The organism is Lichenibacterium ramalinae (assembly GCF_004137085.1).
Taxonomy (GTDB): Bacteria; Pseudomonadota; Alphaproteobacteria; order Rhizobiales; family Beijerinckiaceae; genus Lichenihabitans; species Lichenihabitans ramalinae.
The window spans coordinates 18,545-42,576 of the sequence record NZ_QYBC01000010.1; the positions used below are offsets into that span (position 1 = coordinate 18,545).

General features: G+C 69.0%; 12 protein-coding genes and 4 pseudogenes. 4 read left to right on the forward strand and 12 right to left on the reverse strand.

The window, feature by feature from the left end:
• Nucleotides 1-122: 122 nt before the first annotated feature.
• From D3272_RS12800 to D3272_RS12810, 3 genes and pseudogenes are all read right to left on the reverse strand, one after another.
• Nucleotides 123-383, reverse strand: a pseudogene (locus tag D3272_RS12800) (efflux RND transporter permease subunit); the annotation flags it as partial.
• Nucleotides 384-529: 146 nt separating this feature from the next.
• Nucleotides 530-2,359: a phospholipase D-like domain-containing protein gene (locus D3272_RS12805; RefSeq protein WP_129219587.1), complete on the reverse strand. Its 1,830-nt coding sequence runs from the start codon at nt 2,357-2,359 to the stop codon at nt 530-532.
• Nucleotides 2,353-5,484, reverse strand: coding sequence for an AAA domain-containing protein (locus D3272_RS12810; RefSeq protein WP_245496535.1), 3,132 nt, complete (start codon nt 5,482-5,484; stop codon nt 2,353-2,355). The genes D3272_RS12805 and D3272_RS12810 overlap by 7 nt, the downstream gene beginning before the upstream one ends.
• A 99-nt stretch (nt 5,485-5,583) precedes the next feature.
• Between D3272_RS12810 and D3272_RS27940 the strand changes: the two genes are divergently transcribed.
• Nucleotides 5,584-5,937 carry a hypothetical protein gene (locus D3272_RS27940; RefSeq protein ID WP_245496536.1) on the forward strand — a complete coding sequence of 118 codons (354 nt, stop codon included), beginning with the start codon at nt 5,584-5,586 and terminating at the stop codon, nt 5,935-5,937.
• A 1,002-nt stretch (nt 5,938-6,939) separates the two neighbouring features.
• Here the strand turns inward: D3272_RS27940 and D3272_RS12820 are convergent.
• From D3272_RS12820 to D3272_RS12850, 7 genes and pseudogenes are all read right to left on the reverse strand, one after another.
• Nucleotides 6,940-10,491, reverse strand: coding sequence for an SIR2 family NAD-dependent protein deacylase (locus D3272_RS12820; RefSeq protein ID WP_165361333.1), 3,552 nt, complete (start codon nt 10,489-10,491; stop codon nt 6,940-6,942).
• Nucleotides 10,492-10,746: 255 nt separating this feature from the next.
• Nucleotides 10,747-11,421 (reverse strand): annotated as a pseudogene (locus D3272_RS12825) (DUF4011 domain-containing protein); the annotation flags it as partial.
• A gap of 270 nt (nt 11,422-11,691) precedes the next feature.
• On the reverse strand, nt 11,692-14,409 hold the full coding sequence (locus tag D3272_RS12830; protein WP_129219593.1) for a tetratricopeptide repeat protein: 2,718 nt from the start codon (nt 14,407-14,409) through the stop codon (nt 11,692-11,694).
• 969 nt (nt 14,410-15,378) lie between these two features.
• Nucleotides 15,379-16,494, reverse strand: a complete 1,116-nt coding sequence (locus D3272_RS12835) for an XRE family transcriptional regulator (protein ID WP_207210205.1) — start codon at nt 16,492-16,494, stop codon at nt 15,379-15,381.
• A 16-nt stretch (nt 16,495-16,510) separates the two neighbouring features.
• The gene (locus D3272_RS12840) at nt 16,511-17,104 is read right to left on the reverse strand and encodes a hypothetical protein (protein WP_129219594.1); all 594 of its coding nucleotides are present in this window, start codon (nt 17,102-17,104) and stop codon (nt 16,511-16,513) included.
• Between the two features lie 248 nt (nt 17,105-17,352).
• Nucleotides 17,353-17,619, reverse strand: a pseudogene (locus D3272_RS12845) (Y-family DNA polymerase); the annotation flags it as partial.
• Complete coding sequence (locus D3272_RS12850) at nt 17,616-18,017, reverse strand: LexA family protein (protein WP_129219744.1); 402 nt, start codon at nt 18,015-18,017, stop codon at nt 17,616-17,618. The gene D3272_RS12850 and the pseudogene D3272_RS12845, both read right to left, overlap by 4 nt.
• Before the next feature lie 356 nt (nt 18,018-18,373).
• Here D3272_RS12850 and D3272_RS12855 point away from each other — a divergent pair, with 356 nt between their 5' ends.
• Nucleotides 18,374-18,754 (forward strand): hypothetical protein, encoded by a 381-nt coding sequence (locus D3272_RS12855; RefSeq protein ID WP_129219596.1) that lies wholly within the window; start codon nt 18,374-18,376, stop codon nt 18,752-18,754.
• Between the two features lie 1,125 nt (nt 18,755-19,879).
• On the opposite strand, the gene D3272_RS12865 is transcribed toward D3272_RS12855, so the two are convergent.
• On the reverse strand, nt 19,880-21,157 hold the full coding sequence (locus D3272_RS12865; protein ID WP_129219598.1) for an AAA family ATPase: 1,278 nt from the start codon (nt 21,155-21,157) through the stop codon (nt 19,880-19,882).
• 176 nt (nt 21,158-21,333) lie between these two features.
• On the opposite strand from D3272_RS12865, the gene D3272_RS12870 reads away from it, so the two are divergent.
• Nucleotides 21,334-22,344, forward strand: coding sequence for a tyrosine-type recombinase/integrase (locus tag D3272_RS12870; RefSeq protein ID WP_129219599.1), 1,011 nt, complete (start codon nt 21,334-21,336; stop codon nt 22,342-22,344).
• Between the two features lie 120 nt (nt 22,345-22,464).
• On the opposite strand, the gene D3272_RS12875 is transcribed toward D3272_RS12870, so the two are convergent.
• The gene (locus D3272_RS12875; protein ID WP_129219600.1) at nt 22,465-22,767 is read right to left on the reverse strand and encodes a LexA family protein; all 303 of its coding nucleotides are present in this window, start codon (nt 22,765-22,767) and stop codon (nt 22,465-22,467) included.
• A gap of 29 nt (nt 22,768-22,796) precedes the next feature.
• Here D3272_RS12875 and D3272_RS12880 point away from each other — a divergent pair.
• Nucleotides 22,797-23,919, forward strand: a pseudogene (locus D3272_RS12880) (IS630 family transposase).
• Nucleotides 23,920-24,032: the final 113 nt, after the last annotated feature.

The following is a 24,032-nucleotide window of genomic DNA, read 5'->3' on the forward strand; positions in this document are numbered from 1 at the left end:
GGTCGCCTGCGAGTTGGCGCGATCGCTCACGGCCTGGCGATCGCCCGCCGTCGACCCGCAAGTGCCAGGGCCGACAGGACAGCCGTCGTCGCCTATGCTCGGCGGGCGCATGGCCCGAGCGAGGTGATCGTGGAGGTGATGTGTTTGGCGCCGGGCACGCCGGCCACCGCGTCCTCGACGCGCCACGTGACCTGGCCTTGCAGTTCGGCCGGCGCGGCGCCGCTTTCGGTCACGGTGACGGACACCACCGGCACGTCGACGTTGGGCAGGCGCGTCACCGCGAAGGAGCGAAAGGAGGCGAGGCCGAGCACGAGCAGAACCATGAACAGGACCAGCGGCGCGAGTGGCCGGCGGATGGCCCAGGCGGAGACGTTCAGGCGCATGGACAAGCGACCGATCCGGAGCAAGAGGGGAGGACGGGAGTGAAACGCAAGGTGCGCGAGGCTCAGGGAGCCGTGGCCGGGTCGACCGAGGCTGGGACCGCACGCACGCTGTCGCCGTCGCGCAGGAACGAGCCGGCGCCCGCTGATCACTCGACGCCTGCGGGTCGCTGGTTCCGCCTCCTCCTGCGTCGGCGGCGCGGGCGTTCCCCGCCCGGCACATCACTTCCGAACAAGCCAGGGTAGCGTGCCGAGACCTCCCGTACGACGTGCTCGGCGATACCGGCGGAATGGACGTGCACGCCCACCTCGGCTTGCGGGGTGCGGTCGTCCGCGGTCGCCGACCCCCAGTTCAGGCTGGTCACGACGGCGTCGTTCTCGTCCCAGGCGAGGAACTTGCCATGCAGCGAGGGCACGGCGCGCATGAGCCTCACGCCCACTGTCCTTGCATCGTTCTCGGCGGCTCGCGCGTCCCTGTTCCTGACCGGTCCCGACGCCCTCGTGTAGATCAGCGTAGCCTCCACTCCGACGCGTCGGGCAGCAATCTCGGCCGGAAGCACCATCCCGGGTCGCGCGGTCGAGCCCAGACGGTGGGTGCCGACCAGGAATCGCCTTTGCGCCTGGCCGCTGGCCTCCCGCATGAGCGCTGCGTGTCTGTTGCCGAGCACCAAGCTGACGCGGGCCGACCCTGCCTGCGTCCGGGGGCGGCGGCGGAGATCGGCCGCGAGGAGTGCCATCTCGCTCGCCACGGGGTCCGACAGACCCCGCTCCCCGGCCATGTCCTGCAGCACCTCGGCGACGTCGGCCACGATCCCCGGGGCGCGGAGGACGGCGGTCGCCTCGTTGGACTGGAACGGCGAGGAGAACCAGTTGCAGGACCCGACGGCGGCGATCCACGCACCCTGGTCGTCGTCCGCCAGGAGGATCTTGGCGTGCGACCCGGTCGACTTGGCGTGCACCTTGAAGCGCCCGCGCATGTCGGGATCCTCCCGGACGGCCTTCGCGATCGAGACGGCAGCGGCCAGGTTGTGGTCGTCCGGCTCGTCCCCGACGTCGGCGCCCCAGAGCAGGTCGAAGCGCACGCCGCGGGTGCAGGCCGCCCTGACGTGCCCCGCGAGCGCGTCGAACCTGTCGCGGGACAGGAACGTGGAGTGGACGATCACGCGCGTCTGCGCCGCTGCGATGATGGCGACGAGGCGCTCCCGCTGTGCCGGACCGCCGATGACGAGGTCGCGGTGGTCGAAGTCGCAGGCGTGGCCGCCGTCGAGCCGTTTCGGGCTGGCCTCGACGCCCCGGTACGCGACGGCGACTTTTGCCGCGCCGCACCCCGGACGCGCGGCGACCTCCGCCACGACGTCGCGGAAGGCGGCGCCCGCCGTCTCGGGGACGTTGCGGGGCACGCCGTCGACGACGCGGATGGGGACGTACACCTCCCGCACGTCGGCCGTGAGCGCGTCGACGTAGGCGAGGCGCTCCTCGAACCCCCGTGCCGTGATCGAGGCCAGCCTGGCGAAGTTCGCCTCATGCGTCATGGACGGCGCCCCGTTCTCGACGAGCACCTCCCTGAGATCGGGGTCGGCGTCGTTCCGCAGGCGCTCCAGCGGCGAGGCCCTCACGCGCGCGCCGTGGAAGATCTCGCCCGTCGCCCTGTCGACGACGAAGCCGACCCATCGCCTCTCGCTCCTCGGGAAGAACGGCAGGAGCAGCCCCCCTTCCACGATCTCGCGGCCGTACGGGCTGGCCCGGAACCGGGGTCCGCCGTCGCCGAGTTCGAGTTCGACGAGGCGGAAGCGCATCAGGCGGGCGATCGCCGCGACCACGACCTGGCGCGGCAGGCGAGCCTCCTCCGCGAACCCACCGATGGTGTTCGGACGTCTCGCGCTCGCCCAGAGCGTGATCTCCTCGATGACGCTCCACGCCCTCCCCGTGTCGATTCGGACCGCGCAGGAGACCTGGTAGGCTGGGATGGCGATCAGCACGTGGGGCCTCTCTCCTGCAGCGTCTCGGGTCCGACGATCGTGGCCTTGGGCGTTCCGTCGGACCGTCGTCGCTTCATCAAGTCTTTGATGGTCGCGTCGACCCTGGTCAGGAAGGTCAGGTCGCCTGCGGCACCGTCGGGCGCGACGCCCCTCACGGCCTCGCGCAGGAACCCGAGGCTGCCGACGACGACGAGCTTCCACTTCGCCCGGCTCAGGGCGACGTTCATCCTGCGCTCGTCGCGCAGGAAGCCGAGCGCCGACGCGCCCGTGCCGGGGTTGTTCCTGACGAGCGAGAGGATGACGAGGTCGGCCTCGCTCCCTTGGAAGCCGTCGACGGTGCTGACCCAACCACCGCTCGCCTTTCGCTCGAACCCCGCGAGTCCGGGGAGGCGCCCGTTCGCGACCTCGGCGTCGATCCGCTCGCTCAGCTTGTCGACCTGGGCGTTGTAGAAGGATAGGACGACGAGCGTCGGGGGCTTCTCGGACCCCGGCCGGGCGCGGATCCGGCGCAGGACGTCGATCACGGAGTCGACTTCGCCCGGGTTGTGGAAGCGGGGTCTGTCGCGCTCGGCCGGTTTCGGGGATCCCGTCCGGCTCAGGTGCTCGAACTCCACCACGACGATGGGCGACTTCGGGAGTGGTGCCAGCACCTCGAACGGCGGCGATTCGGCCTCGCTCGCCTCGATGCGCTTCGGTTCCGTCTCCAGCTTGCCGTCGTAGAACGCCTTCGAAACGACCTCGCCGATGGCGGGGTCCATGCGACGCAGGGTCAGCTCGGACGAGATCCGCCGGTGCGCTGGGTTGCCTTGCGCCCGGCGCTCGTCCTCGACGACGAATGTGCGGAACGGCTCGAGGAGGCGCAGCGCCATGTTCCCGACCTGTCGCAGCTTCACCGGATCCTGCGCCAGCGACTGCATCTCCTCTACCTCGCCGTCCCTGACGAGTTGTCCGAGGTGCTGTCCGGCGAGGCCGACGGCCTGGGTGAGCACGTCGTGGTCGAGGAGGATCGCGCGCAAACGCTCCGCGTCGAACGGCGGGAGCTGATGGTGGTCGCCGATCATCAACCGGCGTCCCGACAACATCAGCGGGGCCACGAGCTCCGGTCCGGTCGCCTTGGCGGCCTCCTCCACGATGACCCAGTCAAACTGTTCTCGCGCTTCCACGAGACGCGCGAGGTCGGGCGAGTTGGCCGTCGAGATCACGACGTTCGCGGCGTCCAGCACGAGGCTGGACAGCGCGTTCAAGGCGGCTCCGTCCTCCTTGGCGAGGTCGGCACCCGCCGGCCCACGCCCGGCCGCTAGCCCCGACAGCCCGGCGACCCGGTCCTGCAGGGGGCCGGGAGCGTCGGCCATCAACGGGCTGGTCGCCAAGGCCTCGAGGAGTTCAGAACCCGTCCGCCGCACGTCCTCGGCGCTTTCGGGCCTGTCCAGGGCCGTCGACCGCACCACGATGAGGTTGGGGAACCCCTCGCCCTTGAGCGCGTCCAGCAGCTCGCGCTGCAGGTGGTCAAGGGCGTCGTGACCCTGGGCGGTCACCAGCAGGCGGCTAGAACGCTCGGCCTCGAACCGCCGGCGCACGACCTCGGTCACCAGGAAGGTCTTGCCGACGCCGGGTGGCCCGACGACCGAGTAGGACGGGAGGGTCGCCGACAGCCCGGTCAGCGCCGCCTGCTTCGACTGGTCCAGCTCCCCGTAGCGCTCGTCGCCCTCGCCGCCCGGGGGCGCGTCCCTGCTCGAGCGTCGCGCGCGCCATGGGTCGTCCAGCATGCCGGCGAGGTCGACGCGGGCGTCCAGGTCCCTTATCACCTTGAGACGCCGTCGGATCTGCCCCTCGGTGCCCGCATCCCTCTCGAGCCTCAGGAACCACCTGCCGCCAGCGTCGACGGGGTCGTCGACCTCGAACCAGTAGGCGCGCCGGCCCTCGTGCCGGTCGACCTTGTGGAGGGACACGGGGATGTCGTCCTTGCGCCTGGCGCCGAGGGCGTTGGATCTCGACAGACACCAACGACCCACGAGGTCGCGCTGATCGTCCTCGAACAGGCGCCGGAGGGTTCTCGCGGTGTCGGCCAGGCCGATCCGCCTGGCGAAACCGTCCCGGTCGTTGTCCGGCAGGGCGCGGAGGACCAGGAACCGTCGACCGCCGGCGACCTCGATGTCCAGGATCTCGACAGGATAGGTCTCGAAGGCCCGGACTAGGGCCTCGACTATTTGCACAAGCGCCAGCGAACGCCGGACGAGCGTCGTCCTGTCATCGCTCGCGGGCGCGCTTTCGGTGTGGGCAAAGCCGCTCCAGTCGAGGGCGTCGGGCCCAAGCCGGGCGCGCGCGTCGGCTGCCGCCTTGGCCGACGGCGCGACCTCCACGGGATGGCCCAGGACCCGCTCCTCGCCGCTGACGTTGGAATCGTCACCCCGCCTCCTCGCGGTGCGGCAGATGGCGACGTCCCACTCGGGGGCGCCGTCGCCGAGGAGTAGCGGGGCCAGAGTGTAGGACATCTCCGTCGTGACGAGGCGCAGCCGGCCGCTCGACGGCTCGAACCCGCGCGGGACGACGAGGCGGGCTCCGCCGTCGAGGTCTGCCCGAACCCATTCCAACTGGTCCCGGTACTCGTCGACCGCGATCCGGCCCTCGGTGGCATCGAACACCGCCTCGTCCAAGCCGGAGTTGTTCGAGAAGCAGAGCAGGAACGTTCCGGCGCGCGCTTCCGAGCCCTTTCCGACACCGAGGATGATCTCGTCCACGGAACGGGTCAGCGACGCCGCGTCGAGGTCGTCGCTCCGCCTCGGGCGAGCCAGTGTCCTCACGAAGGTCGCCTCCGCGACGCTCAGGTGGCAGGCCGTGTCCTGACCGGCCTTGGGCCTTGTCTGCCCGGTGGGCGACACCTCGTGGCCGAGACACTCGGCCACGAGGCTCGCGAGGGCACGCCAGTCGCCTTCGAAGGAATACCGGTCGTCCCTCGCCGGCCCGCCGGGGCCGACGTCGTCACCGAGGCGGAGGCTCCACTCGAACGCGGCCAGCTTGAAGTCGGGCTCATCGGAACCCTCCGTCATCACCGAGTCCGCAGACACGCGGCCGTGGACCAGGCCTTGGGCGTGCACGATGCCCAGCGCCTGGACCAGACGTCTCACGTTCCTCCAAAGGATGCCCCTCGGCCGCACCGCGTGGAGGTTCCTCAGCCAGTGCTGGGGGTTGACGCGCAGCCTCCGCTCGGAGAGCGCCTGTCCGGCGTGTTCGACAAGGACGCCGAACTCCTCGTCGTCCTCGACAGCCTCCAAGACTTCTGCAATGACCTCGCCGGCGCCGCCGCACGCGGCCACGCGTTGGACCTGCCGGACCTCGCGAACCCAGAGCTGCCGCAACTCCTCGTCCACCGGGGTGCCGGTCTTGCGCCACAGCTTGAGGCTTCGCTCGCGACCGCAGGTTCTGTCCACGACCTCGTGCCGCACGGCGTGCATAGGCTCGCCTCTGACCGGGGCCGATCCGAGGAACTCGAACCTTTCCTCCAGGGACGGGAGGGACTTCTTCCCGGTTTGACCCTTCGCCATGGCCCGTCCGAACGGTTGGTCTCGACGCTGCCCTGAACGGCATCGGGTGCCGTCGCGCGTCATCCCGTCCTTCTACCGGTCGGCAACCGGAATGTCGTCGTCCCAGTTGCCCGGCGTCGGAACCGGGGATGTCATCCGGCTCGACGCTGACGAGCGTCTAGCCAGCCAAGCATACACCCTTCGCCACGAGCGCGGCCGCGTCCTGGCGTCACGCCAGGACGCGAGGGTCAGCGCGGAGGACGACGGCTTGTCGGCATACCGCCGCCTCCGCGCTCACCCCGACCAACCTGCCGGAAGTGCCAGGCTGCATCCATCAGGTTTCACGAAGCCAAAAGGCCTTGGCTTCGTCGAGGATGTCGCGCGACGCGATAGCCTCCGCGTGGGTCTTCACCCCACGGAACGGCTTGACCCCGGCGCCCGACATGCCCCCACTGGGGAACCTGTGACTTCCCTCAGCGGCGCCGCGGACTCGCTCTCGCGGAACTCGGAAGGTCGTCGCGAGCGCTTCCCCCATCGCTGGCCCGAGCGGGGCGCAACCGTTCCCTCAAGCAGCCAAGACATGACTTTGTCCGGCACGTTCCCGTCCGGCGCGACCTGGACGACCGTCCTGCCGTCGACCCGGAGGAGGTCGGACAAGGTCGTCTCGGCGTGCCGTGAGCGGGTGCCGACGGCCTTATCGACCCGGTCCGACACGAGCGCGTCGCGGCGAGGGGCTGGGAGAGCCTCGCCCTCGAACTCCTCGACCAGGTAGCCCAGGGACGCCAAACCGCGAGCACGTCGCCGTAGAGCCGCTCCATTGCGCAGGGACTAGAGAACGAGCATGGGACAGGCGACGCGTCGCCCCGAGGCCCGGTCTTGTCGTCGAGACGCTGCTCGATGACGAGGCCGGCCCAACCCTCGGCGGGCATGCGGCGGCGTCCGAGGTGAGTTCACCGGGTCTCGACGTTTCGGACGCGTATGGCGGGTGGCCGCCAGCCTGCGCCCTTCATCCAGTCGCCGCGGCGGATCGCTCGGCAAGGGGCGGGGAGGATCGAGCCGCTACCTGCCGGGCGCGTGGGCGTCGAACGCCGCGGCCGCCTGCCTGACCTCGGGCAGCGGGTCGACCCTCCCTGCCTCAAGCCAGTTTGCCGCCGTGACGTCGTCAGGCGCCCGTCGCAGGAGAGACCCCGCCAGCGTCACCGCGCCCGCCCGGACCAGCCCGAGCATCGATCTCCCGGTCTCGTCCGCCGGACCCGCCTCATAGGTCGCCTCCCGCGCCAGGCAGGCGAGGCCGACATCGAGGCGACGGGCCCGTCCCGGCGTGACGCGCCCCTCGTCCACCATGCGCGCGGCGATTCGGAGCGCCGCCGGCATGGCATTTCCTACGCGCAGAGCGACCAGCGAGACGACCTCGTCGACGAGCTCGGACGGCACGGCCGAGGCCTCGCCGAGGTCGAGCCAGGCCTCGATCGCGAGCAGGGCCTTGTTCGACCGGGACCGCTCGCCGTCCAGCGCAGCCCTCTGGATCGTCTCGCCGGCGGCCTCCGCGGGCACGACCCCCAGTCGGACAAGGTGAGGGAGGATCGTGAGGTGGCTCTCGCTCGGCGGTTCGGCGACCAACTCGCGCCACCGCCGGACGAGTGCCTCGTCAAGGTCCCCCGGCTCGAGGGCAGGCAGGAGGGTGCGGACCAGGACCGTCGTGGCGCCCTCGAAGCGGTCCCGCGCTAGGCGCTCCGACAGGCCGAACAGGTCGGGCACGTCGCGATCCCGCGCCGGACCGCGCCAGGCGAGGAGCCGGTCGACGGCCGCCATAACCTCTTCGGTCGACAACACTCGCGCGACCCTCCCGCCGTCAGGCGCGCCGAGGCGGCTGAGCAGACGGAGCGCCACGGGTGACGGTCCCGCCTCGTCGACAAGACGCTCGTTGACCTGCGTCCTAACGAACGCGACCCCCTCGGCCGTGTCGGGCGAGGCGACCTCGCACAGGGCCTCGACGCCCGCCATCCCCCAGGCAGCCAGGCCTCCCGAGCCGCGCCTCTCCCAGACGAGGGCGTGGAAGGTGGCCCGCTCTTCCGAGGTCAGGAGCGACCAGGCGTTCAGGCGGGACAGTCTGCGCACCGCGGAGGGGGCGTCGACGGGATCGTTGGAGGAAGCGACGGCGAGCATGCGTTCCACGGCCCGCGACAGGTCCGGTCCCTGTGCGCCCGCCGCGAAGTCCACCTCCAAGAGCGGGGCAGGCCATTTGAGCGGGAACGCTTCCACGCCCCTTTCGGACGGCAGTGGGAAAGCGACGACATCGGCGAGAAAGCTCGTCCGCTCCTCGGCCGGGAGGGCGTCGAGGGCCCGTCGGATCAGGTTTCCCAGGGGGGCGGCGGCGTCGCGGACGCGCGAGGCGTCCTGCCTTGAGAGGGCCAACGCGCGTTCGACGATCGACGCCACCCTTGGCCCAGGGAGACGGACGACGACCCTGGAGAGCAGTTCGACAAGGGTCGCCAAGGGCGTGGCCGCGGCTGCCGCGGGCCGCTCCCATGCGTCGGCCTGAGGAACGCGCCTGGCCAGGGCGACCACGGCCGCCTCGACCCTCGCAGCCAGCTCCGCGACGGTGGCGTCGTCCATGCGGGCGATCCCGACGCGGTCGAAACCGATGTCGTCCAACGCTCGGGAGCCCCGGCTCGCCGCCAGTAGGCTCCGCATCGCTTCGAGGTGCCCGGAGCCGTTCGAGGCCAGGACGGCGCGGGCGATGCGGCCGGCGGTCATGCCCACGGACCCGCTCGCCGGCGGAATACCGACGTGATCGACGGTGCGCACGACTAGGCGCTCGACCGTCGCCCGGTGGGCGACGCGCAGGATCAGCCCCGGGCCGCGGGTGACGCCGGCGTCGAAGCCCGACGTGACCGATGCGCGATCCCGCTGGAGCCTTCCCTCGGCTGCGGCGACGGCGTCGTCCAGCCCCGTCACCACGTCCCAGGGTTCGCAGGAGGGGTCGAGGCCCCTGGACGGGTCCGCTCCGTCGAGTCCGGCCACCACGAACTCCTCGACCCTCTCGTCAGGCCCGACCGACCTCGTCACCGCGTTCGCGACCCAGGCTGCCCACGCAAGGCGGGAGCGCAACCATACGGAGCGCCTCGCGCGCGGGACCGTGGCCGCGACGGACAGCCAGGCCTCCCGCACCGCGGCGACCATCTCCCGGCCCTCGCCGAGTTCGCCCCAGAGTGCGGACCGTCTCAGGTGCCAGAGCGGGTCGTCGCCCCGGACCTCGGGGATCAAGGTCCGGAGCCTTTCGTAGGACAGCCGGTCTCGCCACCACAGCGACTCCTCGTAGGCGAGCGCGGCAGTCGTCTCGCGGTCGCCGTCCGCGCCGGCCGCGAGCCAGGCGCGCCAGCGGTCGAAGCCCTCCCTGTCCTCCCTCTCGCGGTGCTCCCGAAGGAGGACGCGGCCGAACAGCAGCCGGTCGTCGCGGTCCGACGCGTCGCCGGGCGCCGCGATCATTCCCGCGAGCCACGCGAGCTCCCCGTCATCCAGCGACGCGTGGGCGAGGTCGACCCGCCAGATGACATCGGCGAGCACGCGGCGGCGCGCAGGCAGTGGGATCCGCCCCAGGCCGAGCCTCAGGGAGCGCAGGTGGTCGGCCAACCCCGTCCGGATCCCGTCGGCGACGCGCGGCGGCGGCTCGACCCAGCCCGGGTAGGTTTCCCGCTCCGTCCGCCAGCGCGGCGCGCAGCGCTCCACGTAGGTTCCCGCGAAGTCTGCGTCGTCAAGGTCGAGGAATGCGTCGGGCGGCCTCGCCGGGCCATCCGCCGGAGCCATAGGTGGCGGCCAGTCGAAACGGCTTGGCCAGTCACCGGGGGACGGCGGTCTGGCTCTTTGGAGCGCGTCGACGAGTAGTTCGAGGGCGCGTGCGTTCCTCCCATCCTGATCACCGTCCCGATCCGGCACGAGCGGGCCCAGGTCGACGGGTACGATGCTTCGCTCTCGCAGCCGGTTTCGCCCGGCGTCATCGAGGTCGAGCGTGCCCGCGAGGAAGAGCGTGCGGGCGTGGCGGTCCATCTCGGCGCGCACCCATCCCGTCCAGTTCACGAAGTTAGGGTCGTCCCCGGAGAAGCCGACCATGAGCACGTCGTTCTCGAGCAGGATCTGCCGCGCGAGGTTGACGAACGGGGCGAAGCGGGTGGGATAGGCCGCGTAGTCCGACGCCGTGATGACGAATGGCGTGTGCGAGGGCAGGCTGCCGTGCAGCTTGACGACGCGCGGCGAGCGCGTGCGCGCGACGTCCTCGGGCGTGAGTACGGGCTCGTAGCGGATCCCGGTGATGCGTCCGGCCGCCCGCTCGAGCAGCGTGTCGTAGTTCGTGGTGAGCACGTCGGTCCAGGGCAAGCCGAGCAGTCGCTCGTGGAGCCGGCCGGGTTCCCAGGCGTCGTCGGTCACCACGCCCCGGATCAGCCCCTCGAGCCTCCCGCGGCCGAACGTCTCCTCGTACCGCTCCGCCAGGTCCAGGGGTGCGAGCCCGGCCTCGCCCTGCGCGCCCAACTCGGCGAGCATGGGGCGCAGGAGGCCGCTCCAGAGCGGGGGACGGGGGCTGGTCGGGTCCAGGCGGACGGCGTTTCTGCTCATCCCGGCCCCGACCATGACGGCCGCGCCCCGGAGCTCTGTCTCGCCCCACAGAGAACGTGCAAGTGAGCGCAGGTGAGGGTCCGCGAGAAGGCGTCGGACCGCGTCGGGGTCGCTGGGCATGGCTTCGGATGTCGGGCTGCGTCATCTCGGTCGCGTCCGGGCCCGCCGCCGCGGACCGGCGGCACCGGGGCTGCGCTCCCGCGCGGCTCGGACGCAACCGTCGTGAGCTCCGCGTCTACCAGTTCTCGGCTAAGGTCAAGGGCCTTCCTCCAGGGCAGCCGCGTCAGAGGAGCGGTCGCCGTCGGTGACGAGATCCGACAATGCCTCGGGCCGAGGCTCCGGGACGTTGCCGACAGTGTCCTCCTCCCGACCGTCGGTCTCCCGGACGGCCCCGCGTAGCGCGCGGTAGCTGGCGACGGCCGGCGGGGGCCGCCGCCTGATCTTCTCCAGCCGCTTGACGACCTTCTCGGTCTCGAGCTCGGGATCGTCGATCTCGTAGTCCTCCGTGACACCCGGGAGCGCCTCGGGATCCCGGCCCTGCTCGGTCCCGCTGACGATCGAGCGCACCAGCGCGTTCTCGACCGGGCCGCCCCACCGCTCGGGATCGAGGTCGGCGAACATGGCGAAGCGTCCGAAGTTGAAGTGCCCGAGCACCAGCCACCGGCGCACCCGCCACCGCTTCAGGCCTTCGACGGCCGCCGAAACCTCGTCGAGGTAGGCGTAGACCGAAGGTGCGGCGTCCTCTCCGCCTGCGTCGAGCTCGGGGATCTGGCGCCCGAAGTTCTGCTCGACGTACTTCCGCAGGCTGAGGTTCGGCTCCACGCCGCCCTCGCTCGCGGCGAGGTGATAGATCGCCCGACCCTTCTGCTTCTGCTTGATGACCCGGACGGGCAGCAGGAGGAGCGGCGCGTAGGCCTTCTTGTCGGAATCGTCGCTCTGGTACTACTCGAGAAAGCCGTGCGCGACGAAGAGCGTTGAGACGCCCATCTCCTGCTCCGCGAGTTTCGCCTCCGCGGCGACCTTCTCCGTCAATTGGCACGCGAGAGTTGCTCCGCGCTGCTCTCGGCCCCAAGCCTGCGCGCCAACGCTTCCATCAGCACTCTGTGGCTCTCACCGTCTTGACCACCAGCTCGCCGCTTACGGGTGCGGCGCCCGCGGGTGGCGCCACGATCTGATGCACCATCGCTCGTTCCTCCCTGGTCAAGTCTTCCCGTCTAGCTCCTCGATCAGCTTCCGAGCCTCCAGGGTGTGGGCATGCTGCTCACCGAACGCCTTCGTTAGGATCGGCAGGGCGCGCGAACATTCGGCGTACGCCTCCGCCGTCCGGCCCTGGGAACGGTGCACACCGCCCAGGTTGGTCAACGTGATGGCGACCTCTGGATGGTCCAACCCGAAGAGACGTTCCTTCATCGCTAGCGCACGGGTCTGGCTTGCCTCCGCGCCGGCCAGATCGCCGCGGATCTCCTGAACGTTGCCGAGACCGCCGAGCGCGTAAGCGATAATGGAATGATCGCCAAGGTGGATTTTTCGGAGGATCGCCAGGGCGCGCTTCTGATTCGCCTGCGCGCTTGGCAGCTTGCCGCGCTCAAGCTGCACGTTGCCCAGGTTCAAGAAAGCGCGGGCGACGTCGGGGTGCTTTCGCCCGTAGGAATTCCTCAAGATGACCAGAACGCGGGTCTGGCTCGCCTCCGCCTCGACGAGCTTTCCGCGCTGCCGCTGCACGATGGCGAGATTTCCCAAGGAGCGGGCTATTGAGGGACTGTTTGGAGCGAGTACGAAAAGCTTTTCCTTGATCTCGAGCGCGCGGGTGTGACTCGCCTCGGCACTTTCAAGGTCGCCGCGCTCGCGCTGTACGTTACCCAGGTTACCGAGGGTGACAGCGATTTGGGATTGGTCGGGGTCTTCGGCCCCCTCGAAGATGTCGAGCGCGCGGGTGTGGCTCGCCTCTGCGGCGGCCAGGTCGGTGACACTGCTCTGCACCTTGCCCAGAGTGCCGAGGATGACGGCGACCATGTGATGGTTACGGCCAAAGTTGGCTTCCAAGCGGGGCAGCGTGTCCTGGATCAGGCTTTGGCCCAGCTTTGGATCTCCCTCGAGCAGGCTGTAGTAGCTGGCTTCGTTGACGAGGCGAGCCGCAGTCAGCGTCCCGTCTCGCCGAGCCTCCACCGCGGCCGCGATGAGATGCACCGACCAGGTCCGCAACGGCGACGGGTCGTTATGCAACAGCCAATGGCGAGCCTCGGCTGCAAGGGTCTCCTGAACGGCCGACCGCACGGTGGAGCCCTGGTCCAGGCGCGCCCGGCCGAAAGCGGCGAGGAGGCGATGCAGCACGATTGCACCCTCCCGCGCGGGCTCGACCAGCGCCAGTTCTGCGAGTCGCGTCAGCGCATCGGCGAAGGGCAAACCTGCCGCGGCGTCCTCGGGCTCGATGCCGGCGCAGCGCTTGAGCAGGAAGCGTGGGATCGGCGCGCCGGGCGATAGGCAAGCCGCGCGGCCGAACAGGTCGCGAGCCAGCGCATCGTCCGGACGCTCGACCCGCAGCCGGTTTAGGCTCACCAGGAAGGTGCGAGCGAGGTTAGCCTCATGGGGAGTCAGCGGCCGGGTCTGCCCCGGCGCCTCAGGGTCCTCCACTGCTAGCGAGGCATGGGTGAGCAGGTCCGCCCGCAGAGCGTCGAGGTAGGCGTGGGGCACCCCGGCCGACTCGTCACGGTAACGGGCCAAGTACCGCCCCGCAAGTTCCAGAGCTAGCGGTAGGTCGCCGAGTTCCTCGGCTATGGCGTCGAGGTCGGGGTCGTTTATCCGCAGGTCCGGGCGATGGTGGCGGAGGAGAGCGAGGCCCTCGCACCGTTCCAGTATGCCGAGCGGCACCGCGACGATGCCGCGCGCTGCCGACCAGGACTGGCGCCGCGCTGTGATGAGAACCCGACAACCACCGGCTTTGGGCGCCCAGGCGTCAACCAGCGCCTCGTCCTCGCAGTTGTCGAAGATGAGGAGGCGAGGAAGGTTGCCCGCCCAGGCGTCCCTGACCAGGGCGACGCGCTCGGGCAACGGCCGGGCGCTGAAGCCAGGCTGGTTGGGGTAGAGGACGAGGCCACAGGCCGCGACGGCCTCCGCCACAGCGGATGGCACGGCGCAATCCACCCAGAAGACGCCGCCGGCGAACCAGTGCCCGTAGCGGTAAGCGAACTCCACGGCGAGCTGAGACTTGCCTAGACCGCCCATCCCGGTGAGGACTGGACTCTGACCGACGGCCGCCGCGCGATTCGCGTGCAGCTGTCTCGCCAAGCTCAGCAGATCGCACTTGCGCCCGACGAAGGAAAGGTTGCGCGGCCATGGCAATAGGTGGAGCGACGGCAGGCCGCCATCGGGCAAGGCGTCGAGCGGCATGGTCGCCAGGTGCGCCTCGGCCTTTGCGACGGGGTCAGGAACATCGGGGCGCACGGCGGGGAAGAAGAAACGATAAGCCTCCTCATGCCGCGCGATCATTTCCTCGAGGTTGCCCCATCCGAGGATGACGACCCTCAGGTCGTGACCGTCGGCCCTCAACTCATTCTCGACGGTGCGGGCGGTTAAGGTGGCTTTCACGTCGTTGGGCGCCGTGGTGGCGAAGATGAGCTCTTTAAGATCAAGGCCAAGCCCGATGGCGGCCCTGCAATCGGAGAGGATCTTTTCGGGACTATCGTGCTTTGTCGTGCGGCGACACTGAACGCCGACGGAGTGCCCAGGGCGGTTCTCCCGGCGTCCGACCAGGTCGATGCCTCTTTGGTTTTGTCCACCACGGCCGAAGCTCTGCATCGTCGGATCGCGCAGCTCCGCTCTGAAGAGGATGAGGCACCCCCGCTCGAAGGACTGCCAGTCCTTTGGCTTCGGGATCTCGTGCGACAGGCGGACGGCCGCCGGGACTTCGTCAGGTCTCATGTCTGGTCGGTTCCGGGACGGATCTTGGACACGCCGAGCTTAGCCTACACGTGAATCTGCCCCAGCCAAGCATCGCCAGAGTCTCGGTCTCCAGCCGTCGATGGGCCGTCCCGATCCGCGGGAGGTGACCAGCGCCCGCCCTGGTCACAGGTCGCGGGCGTGGCAACACAGGCCGTGGTCCGAGTTGGTGGCCATGGATGAGGCCGGCGTCGCTCGGCTCCCCCTCGGTCGGATCGCGGAGTCGAGGGCCGTCCGAAGCGGCGCCATGGCGTCGCCGTCGGTGCGGGCGACGATGCGAGCACGGAGGAACCGACGCATGATCGAGACAGACGAAGTGGAGGCGGATCGCATCGACGCCGCCGCGACCGCAGTCCCAATGCAGGCGAGAGACCAGGCAGCGGACGAGGGTGTCGTCGTCGTGGTTTCGCCAGCAGCGCCTTGGTCCTCGCCTTCAGAGGCATCGCGCGCAGTCGACGCAACAGCGGCCCGGGATCGGCCCCGCCGGCCGCGACACGTCCCCAGTACGCCAGCCCCGGCTCGCCCTCGACCCGGTCGCCCTGGCTAGCCTCGAGACCGATCGGCGAGGTCGTCATGTAGCGGAGGTGGACGGCCCGCTCCGGGTTGCGGTCGGTCAGGTCCACGAGCGAATCGATGGCCTGGATCACGCCCGTGGTGTTGAGCGTAACGCTCCCGGACCCTCGGGTGTCCTTGGCCTGGGTCGCGTGCAGCGCGGTCGCGTAGTCCTCGACGAGTTCGAGGTGGAGCACCTCCTCCTCGGCGAGGCAGGTCCACGCCAGCACGCTCCCGTAGATCTGGAACCCATAGCCCCGCAGCGCATCCACCGCCGACCTGCCTTCGTCTCCCCTTGGAGGTGCCGCCGGGGTGGCCGACCTTTGCGGGTCTCGGGGTGCATCCATCGTCTGTGGAGGTCCTGGCGGGAGTCGAGGAGAGCTGGTCGCGAAGCGTCACCTAGTCGTCGTTGGCGTGATCCGCAGCTTTCGTCGTGACGGACGGGCGTGGCCCGATCGGCACTTGGTCGAGCACCTGCTCGACCAGCTGGGCGCATAGCCCCAGCTGGTCGAGAATGGCCGGCAAGGCCCCGGGATCGCGATCTCGCAGAAGCCTGACAGCCGAGGGGAGAAGCTCGGGCCGCTCCGGATCGAGCTCGTCGTCGTACCTCTCGACCTTTGACTGCCCGGTCTTCACGAGGTGGACGTTCGCCGTCCTGTACTGCGCGGCGTCGATGAGGCCGAGATCGTAGGCCCGCCGCGTGATGGCCCTGGCCGACACGCGCCACCGGAGCTTCATCCCGAAGATGCCGTACCAGTCGAGAGCCCGCCTCGAGCGGGGGAACTCCTTGGCGAACGCGCCGCGTGGGATCAGGAAGGCACTGGCGAACCTGTGTGCCTGATCCTCCGTAGCGGCGTCCCCCGTTACGACGCCCTGGTGCATGACGAGGTGAGCACACTCGTGAGCGATGTCGAACCGCAGGCGAACCGCCGCCTTCTTCGCGGTGGCGCGGACGATGATCGGCCGACGCCGGGCGATCGACAGCGCGTCGATCCGCTCGGAGATCCCGGGCAGGTGGACGACGACGACTCCCGCGTTCTCGACGACGCGCGTCATGTTGGTTATGGGTCCCTCGTCGCCCAGTCGCCAATGCACCCGAGCGCGCTCAGCCGCGCGCTCGACACCTTCCGCGTCGTCGGGCCTGCCTAGGTCGGGCACGTCGACGACGGGAAGGCGCACCCTCTCCTCGATGGCTTCTACCAGCATCTCCACCAGCGTGCCGCGCGCCGCGGCCTGCGACGTGAGAGAGCGCGGCGCAGTGGACAGACGCCTGAAGTGGCAATGGTCCTCACGGACCGGGCTCGTCAGCGCGAAACTGAAGAATGACGGGAGCACGCCGAGGGCGGCGGCGAGCGCGACGCGCATGTCCTGGGACGGTGACTTCGCCTCCGTCTCAAGCTGGTGGAGATACTGCCGGCTCGCGGCGACACGTTCGCCAAGTTCGTCCAGCGAGAGGCTTGACAGGAGGCGGGCGAGGCGCAGCCTGTCGCCATGAAAGCGCGTGTTCGACGACATGCTTCTCGCGCCTGGGTCAGGCCTGACGCTCGTGCGGTGCCTCGACGGCATCCTCGTGCAGGCCCACCGACGGAGGCGGCAGCTCCCGTCCCTCGGAACGCTCGTGGTCGACGGCGACCAGGGGGAGCGCGACACGGTCGAGCGGGATGGGCCAGACGGTCTCGGGCTCCCGGTTGAGGAGGGCGACGAAGCAGGCCTGCACGAAGACTCCCTCGTCGTCCTCGATCACCCCTATGCGGAACAGCACGTCCGCGCGGTCGTCGCCAGCGCCGAAGTCGAGCCGCAGTTGCTCCATCGGCGTCGGGCAGCTCACGCGCGGGCCGGGATGGTGGGGGTTCCCACGCCAGAAGCGCATCGGTCGGGCTCCGATCTTGAAGACGAAGCGCGCCCCGGAGTCGACGACGGACAGCCACTCGAAGCCTGCCGTTCCGGCCGCCTCAGCGATGCGGTGGCGAGCGAACGAGTACGCGCAGACGCCCAACGTCCAGCGGTTGTCGCCGATGGACGGATCGTGCCGCTCGACGGCGTCCCGCCGGCCGACGGCCAACAGCGAGGCGATCTTGGTGAGGCGATCGGCGGTGAGTTCCGCGTCGTAGTCCCAAGGCAACATCCCATGCTCTCCGAATGGGCAATATCGGTAAGATGTCAACTTCGATCGGAAACGTCAACTGAGCTGACGGGACGACGCCGCATTCCGGCGACGCCTTCGGCGGTGCGGGTGGCTTCCGGAGCGATGCACGACGAGATGGACGCTTCGCGGCGTCCGCCAACGAGACCGGCTCGAGGACCGCCGCCATGGTCGGTCGGACCACGCGCACTCCGATCGAGGTGCGCGCGAGACACCGTCGCGCCGATCCGTGCGGAGGCCCGGGCCGACAAAAAGCCATAGAGCGCATAGTTGGACGAGAAGGCCCTGATCCCGTCGCACCTGCAGCGGTCCCGGATCTTGAACCACGGGTCGCCCATGGCGATGCCGAGCGCCTTGGCCTCTGCCGTGCGCGCGATCGCGCAGCCGTCGTTGTTCGACAACACGATGACGGGCACTCGCTTGAGCCTGGGGTCGAAGACCCGCTCGCACGAGCAGTAGAAACTGTTGCCGTCGATGAGGGCGAGCACTTGGCTCACCGCCGCGCCGCCCGGCGCTGCGGGCTGATGCTGCTGGCGACGACGCCCCAGACCTCGACGAGTGCGTCGGCCGAGAGGCCGAAGGCGGGATACGCAGGGTTGGCGAATGCGAGGCTGACGCGGCCGCCGCGCCGGCCCCAGATCTTGAAGGAGCGATCACCGTCGACATCGACCACCACGACGTCGCCGTCCCGCGGCTCGAGCGATTGGTCCACCACGGCGAGGTCGCCGTCGAACAGGCACGCGCCGACCATCCTGTCGCCGGAGACGCGCACCAGGAACGTGGCCGGCCGGTTCGTGATGAGTAGTCGCTGGATGTCGATCTCCTCCTCGATGAAGTCGTCGGCCGGACTCGGGTAGCCGGCGCGCACGGGCTTGGCCAGCAAGGGGAGCGGCATTGGCAGCCCCACGATGATGTCGATCGCCTGCACGTTGGCCCTCCTGTTCGGATAAGAACAAATAGGGAACAAACGGGACGCCGCGTCAAGATGGGCCGGCGTCGAGCCGGCCTTGAGGTCGCCCGTCGGGATACAGGTGGCGGGGTACTGACGATCCGCATGGACTGGTCGCCGTCCGACGCGCATCTGAGCCGTCCTACGAAAGGCCCATGCGACGGGTGCGGGACTTTACCTCCCGGGGAACTCGGACCACATTACGTGGGCTACGCTATCGCGCACGTCGCCGCTGAGCGGCGAGCGCGGTGTGGTGCCGCCGGGGGTCGTGCTCCGGCCTTCTCGGAACACGGGTCGTTGTCATGGCGCGAGCCAAGGATCACGCAATCGCGACGGGTCGCTCGGGCGTGACGCCGGGCGGTCGGCGGGTCATGCGCATCAAGTCGTTGTCCGGCGAGGCGGACGCCTACGGGCCGATCGAAACCAAGGTCGCTCGTTTCGGGTCCGTGAGCCTGGAGCATGATCCCATCAACACGGCTGAGGCGGCCCAGAACGTCGAACGGGGGCGTTCGGCGCTGAATCGCATGGGGGCGGCGCTGTCAGCGCCAGGCGTCAAGCTGGACGTTGCGAGGGGGGTGCCCCTCTACCACGCCGACCCGCACCATCCCGATCGCCTCGTCCGCGTGCTCGACGGCGCTCGCCAGAGCGGGGTCTTGGTCGACGGCGAGTTCAAGGCTCTCTGAGGTTTGCCGACGACGCTCGGGGAGGCGGTGGATCAGGTCCTTGCCGCGTAGGCCGGATCCGGCAAACCGCTCGCCATCGTCCTCGCCGGGCACAACGGATCGGGCAAGTCGACGCTCTTGTACGAGCGATTGGCACCTTAGATCCGCGTCCCGCTGGTCAACGCCGATCGCATGATGATGTCGATCCTGCCCGAGCCAGACGTACAGCGACGCCTCCCTGGTTGGGCGTCGGAGCTCCGGGACAGGGACGAGAGCTGGATGAGGATCGCCCAGAAGGGCGTCGAGGCGTTCGTGGTCCAGGCCATGGTTCATCAGGTCCCCTTCGCCATGGAGACCGTCTTCTCGCATTGGAAACCTCGCGGGGACGGGACCTTCGAGTCGAAGGCGGACCGGATCCGGGAGATGCAGCGCGAGGGCTACTTCGTCGTCCTCGTCTTCGTGGGCCTGTCGAGCCCTCAGCTCTCCGTCGCCCGTGTGTCCACACGGGTGGCCGGAGGGGGCACGCCGTCGACGCCGCCAAGCTGCTCGAGCGGTTCCCTCGCACCCAGGCGGCCAACGCCGACGCTCTGGCCGTCGCCGATGCCGCGCTGCTCGTCGACAACAGCCGGACCTCCGACGAGGCTTTCACGCTCTGCAGGATCCAGCTCGGGACGCGACTCCTCTACGACCTCCGCGACGATGGGGAGGCCGTGCCACCCGAGATCCGGGTCTGGTTGGAGCGGGTCGCTCCCGCACTCCGTCCGAGCGGTGCGTGATGGGGGCCGGGGAGGTCGAGGGGTGCTCGAGACGGATGATGGTCATGGGCCCCGTCCGCCGATGCGGACGGGTGCTTTGCGGCCGTGCCTCAGCAAGAAGTAGCAGCGTCCCGATGGCACACCGGACCCATGTGGGCCGTCGCTTGCAGAGCAGTGCCAGCTAAGTCGGACCGCTCTCCTCGCCCTTCTCCCCGCCTTGCCGGGTTTTAGGCTGTTGGACGGACCCGAGACGGCTCAGCAGGCGACCCTACGGGCCAGGAGCCTGGCCGCGGTCGCCGGGACGCTCTCGACGCGGAGGCGCTTCACCTCGACGACCTTGCGCAAGAGCACTTCGGGGATGCCATGTGCGATCTGGGCCAGTCGGCTCGCATCATCGTGGGGTGATGGTCGTCAAGCCGGCGTGTTGTCCGTCCTGGTTGATGCTCAGCACGTATTGGACCCACTCCCTGCGGTCGATCTCCTGGCGATGCTTCCCACACATCGGTTCGATGAGGATGACCTGGCAGCATTTGCTGCAGTCGTCGATCACGTCGGCCACCCATCTGAACGTCGTCGAGTCAAGACCCCAGGAGCCGGCGTCGATGACGAGCACGGTAGGTACGTCGACGCTCTTGTGTCTCGCCAGCTCTGCTGCGAACGCGAGGAGCACCTCTGCTTGCACGCCGCCACCGAAGGTCGTCAGCCTGCGACGCTCCTGCCGGTGGTAGGTTTCGACCACGAGCCTCTGCCGCGGCGCAACGTCCCGTGGTGCTTGCCCCTCGGCAGGCCGATCTCCGTCGTCGTATTCGTCGTCCGTCTCATCCTCGATCACCATGTCGCGGAATCGTTTGCTGCTCCCGGTGCTGACGGCGCCCGAGATGCCCTCGATGGTGGCCCTGTCGACGCCAAACGCCTCGGCCAACCCCGTGACGTCGTCGTGGGACCTGGAGTCGATGGACCGCTGGTGCAGGTAGACTACGTCGAACGCGAACGGCGAGCTGACCTGCCGCACGCCGTCCCTCCGCCAGTGTTCGGGTCCACCGCGCTCGATGGACAACGCGACCGCGCACCCTCCCTTGCCTCCGACCTTCATGGTCATGTCGAGCCCGTCGCGAGAGTTGCGCCTCGTCCAACGATCGAGGAGCCGGGGCTGGCGAAGCGCGCTCACCCATTCGCAGACGGCCGACTTGCCTACCCCGTTCTGACCGGAGAGTACGGTGACCTTGCCCAGCTTGACCCTAAGATCCGGGACGAACAACGGACTTCTGTGAAAGTGGATCTCCTCGATCCATGTCGTCTTCCAGAGACCGGAAACCAGATTGCGGATCTTCTCTTCGTGGAGCTCCTTCCAATATTTCAGCAAGCCAACGGGGTACTCCTTACCCTTGTTGTTGTCGATGATGTCACCGTGATCTGCACAGGCCCAGAAGCCGTTCTCGAGATCAGAGAGCTGCTCCTCGGTCAAGCCGCCACGGCCTCGGGGTCCATGTACGCCCGCGCTGTAGATGTGGCAGGCGCGTCCTATGCTCGACGTCTCGTCCGCGTCCGCACCGGGGCCGATCGTACGCTTGCCGCAGCCGGGCACGCTGCATTCGAAGCCCGCCCTCTCGGCCAGGGTGTTCCTGGTCTTGAGCGTGAACTCCGTGTCTTTGCTCCTGGTCCCGGACATGGGCCGTCTCCATCCGCTAGGCCAAGCAGATGGTTCTCCGGCCGGCAAAGTTCATCCCCGCCCGGCATCGAGCGGCGACGGGTCCGATCGGACCTCGGAACACGAACCGCTCGGGCTTGTCAACGATAATGAAGTTTATCGTTGACTAGCACCGTCGGGGGCGGCAGGGTGGCGCGATGATCTCCCCGCTCGTGCCGAACCGAAGCCTGACCGTCCCCGAGGCCGCCGGGCAGCCGGCCGATCCCGCGACGATCGCCGCGCGGCTCGAGGATCACGCGCGTGCGGCCGCGGGCGCCTTCGCGCCGAACACCGAGCGCGCGCTGCGCGCGGACTCGCGCGTGTTCTCGGCGTGGTGCGCGGGGCAGGGCAGGGAGACGCTGCCGGCGATGCCCGAGACGGTGGCCGACTTCGTCGACGCGATGGCCGAACTCCGGGCTCCGGCGACCGTGCGGCGGTACTGTGCCTCGATCGCTGCGATGCACCGTGCCGCCGGTCTTGCTCCGCCGACGTCGGCGCAGCCCGTTCGCCTCGCGCTCCGGCGCATGGCGCGGTCCAAGGGTGGCCGGCAGCGACAGGCGGAGCCGCTGAACCGCCCGGCGCTCGACCGCATGCTTGCGGCCGCCGGGCAGGGGGCCGATCCCAAGGCGATCGACCTGCGGGACGCGGCGCTCGTCGCGGTCGCCTATGACACGCTACTCCGCCGCTCGGAACTCGTGTCTTTATATATAGAGGACCTCGCGCCGACGCCGGACGAGGGAGGTACGATCCTGGTGCGAAAGTCGAAGACCGACCAGGGCGGTGAGGGGATGATCAAGTTCCTCGCCCCGGACACGCTTCGCTCCCTTCGCGCCTACCTCGCCGCGATCGGCGCTCCCCAGCGGGGGGCGTTGTTCCGGCCGGTGTCGCGGTGGAGCAGGGCGGGCGATACGGCACTGGAGGCACAGGAGGTGCCGCGCATCTTCAGACGGCTGGCCACGGCGGCGGAGCTCAAGACGGGGCGACCGCACTCCGGTCACTCGACGCGGGTCGGCGCCGCCCAGGACATGCTGGCGGCCGGCCTCGAGCTCGGTGAGGTGATGCAGGCCGGGAGCTGGAAGTCGGTCGCTATGGTGGCGCGCTACGGCGAGCGCCTGCTCGCGCGACGCGGCGCGGCGCGCAAGCTCGCCGTCATCCAGAACAGGGCCTGAGCGAGCCTGTTGTCCCGTTATATGTATGATTTGCACGCCATGTCGTAAGTGGGTGGTGTGCAGACGGTCCGCTTCGGGTCTGGAAAAGTGTGGAGCAGACGCTTCTCGCTGCCCGGCAGCCTAGTGGCTTTGCACAGTGGATTTGACGGTTTGCTCGTTGGCACTCCTGAGGGTGGGCAGGATCCCAGGGTCGACGAGGAGCCGGATGGACCGGGCCGTTCCAGGCGTGCGGGTGATGAAACCGGCTCGTTCGAGGGCGAGGATCATCTGATGGACGGAAGGCGGCGTCACGCAAAAGTGACGTTGCAGGTCGGCTTCGGCGGGCGGTCGGCCGAGCACGATCGTGTAGGCGTGGATAAAGGCGAGATACTGCCCCTGCTTGTCTGAGACTATGGGGTTTGCGGCGGTTTTATTCTGATTCATCCCTGCTGCCATCCAGATCGGGGGCAGCGATGAACGTAAAGTACCGGGTGGAGCTGGACCAGGACGAACGTGAGCGACTGACGGCCCTGTCGAGCGGTGGCAGGATCGCCGTCCGCCGGCTCAAGCGGATCCAGATCCTGCTGGCCGCCGATGCCGGGATGGACGACGCCGGCATCGGCGAAGAGCCTCGGCCTCAGCGGATCGACGATCTATCGGACCAAGCGCCGCTTTGTCGAGGAGGGCCTAAAAGCTGCCCTGTCCGAGCAGCCTCGGCTGGGCGGCGCCCGCAAGCTGTCGAACCGCGACGAGGCCCTTCTTGTCGCGACGGCCTGCTCGGCGGCGCCTGCTGGCCGCAAGCGTTGGACGTTGACCTTGCTGGCCGACGCCATGGTGAACCTGACGGAGCATGACGCGCTATCGCGCGAGACCGTGCGTCGGCGCTTGGCCGAGAACGCCCTCAAGCCCTGGCGCCGCGACATGTGGTGCATCCCGCAGATCGACGGAACCTACGTGGCCCGCATGGAGGATGTCCTCGATCTTTATGCCGAGAAGCCCGATCCGAAACGGCCCGTCGTCTGCTTCGACGAGAGCCCGATGCAGTTGATCGGTGAGGCGCGCCAGCCTGTCCCGGCCAAGCCGGGCCGGCTGGAGCGTTACGACTACGAGTACAGGCGCAATGGGACCGCCAACCTGTTCGTCTTCGTCGATGCCCATCGCTCCTGGCGCAAGGTGAAGATCACTGATCGACGGACCGCAATCGACTTCGCCCACTGCATGCGCGATCTCGTCGACCTTCACTATCCGGATGCAGATCGGGTCAGGGTCGTGCTGGACAATCTGTCCAGCCACTCGCCAGGCGCGCTTTAAGACGCCTTCCCGGCGCAGGAGGCCCATCGCATCCTGCGCCGCCTGGATTTCCATCACACGCCGAAGCACGCAAGCTGGCTCAATATGGTCGAGATCGAGATCGGCGTTCTGCGCACCCAAAGCATCGACCGGAGCATCCCCGATCGTGCCACCTTGCAACGCGAGGTCTCAGCCTGGGAGCAACAGCGCAATCAGAGCGGGGAGAGGATCAACTGGATGTTCACCACCGACCACGCCAGAGCCAAACTCGCCCAGGCCTATCCCCAACCCGCCAAAGAGTCATAATCCCAGTGCAGAGCCACTAGCGTGTGTCGGGCTGTTGCCGACACACGCCAGCTCTAAAATGTGAGTCTGTCCAATGGCTTCGATTGGAGCTTCGCTCCAATTGCAGCCTGACA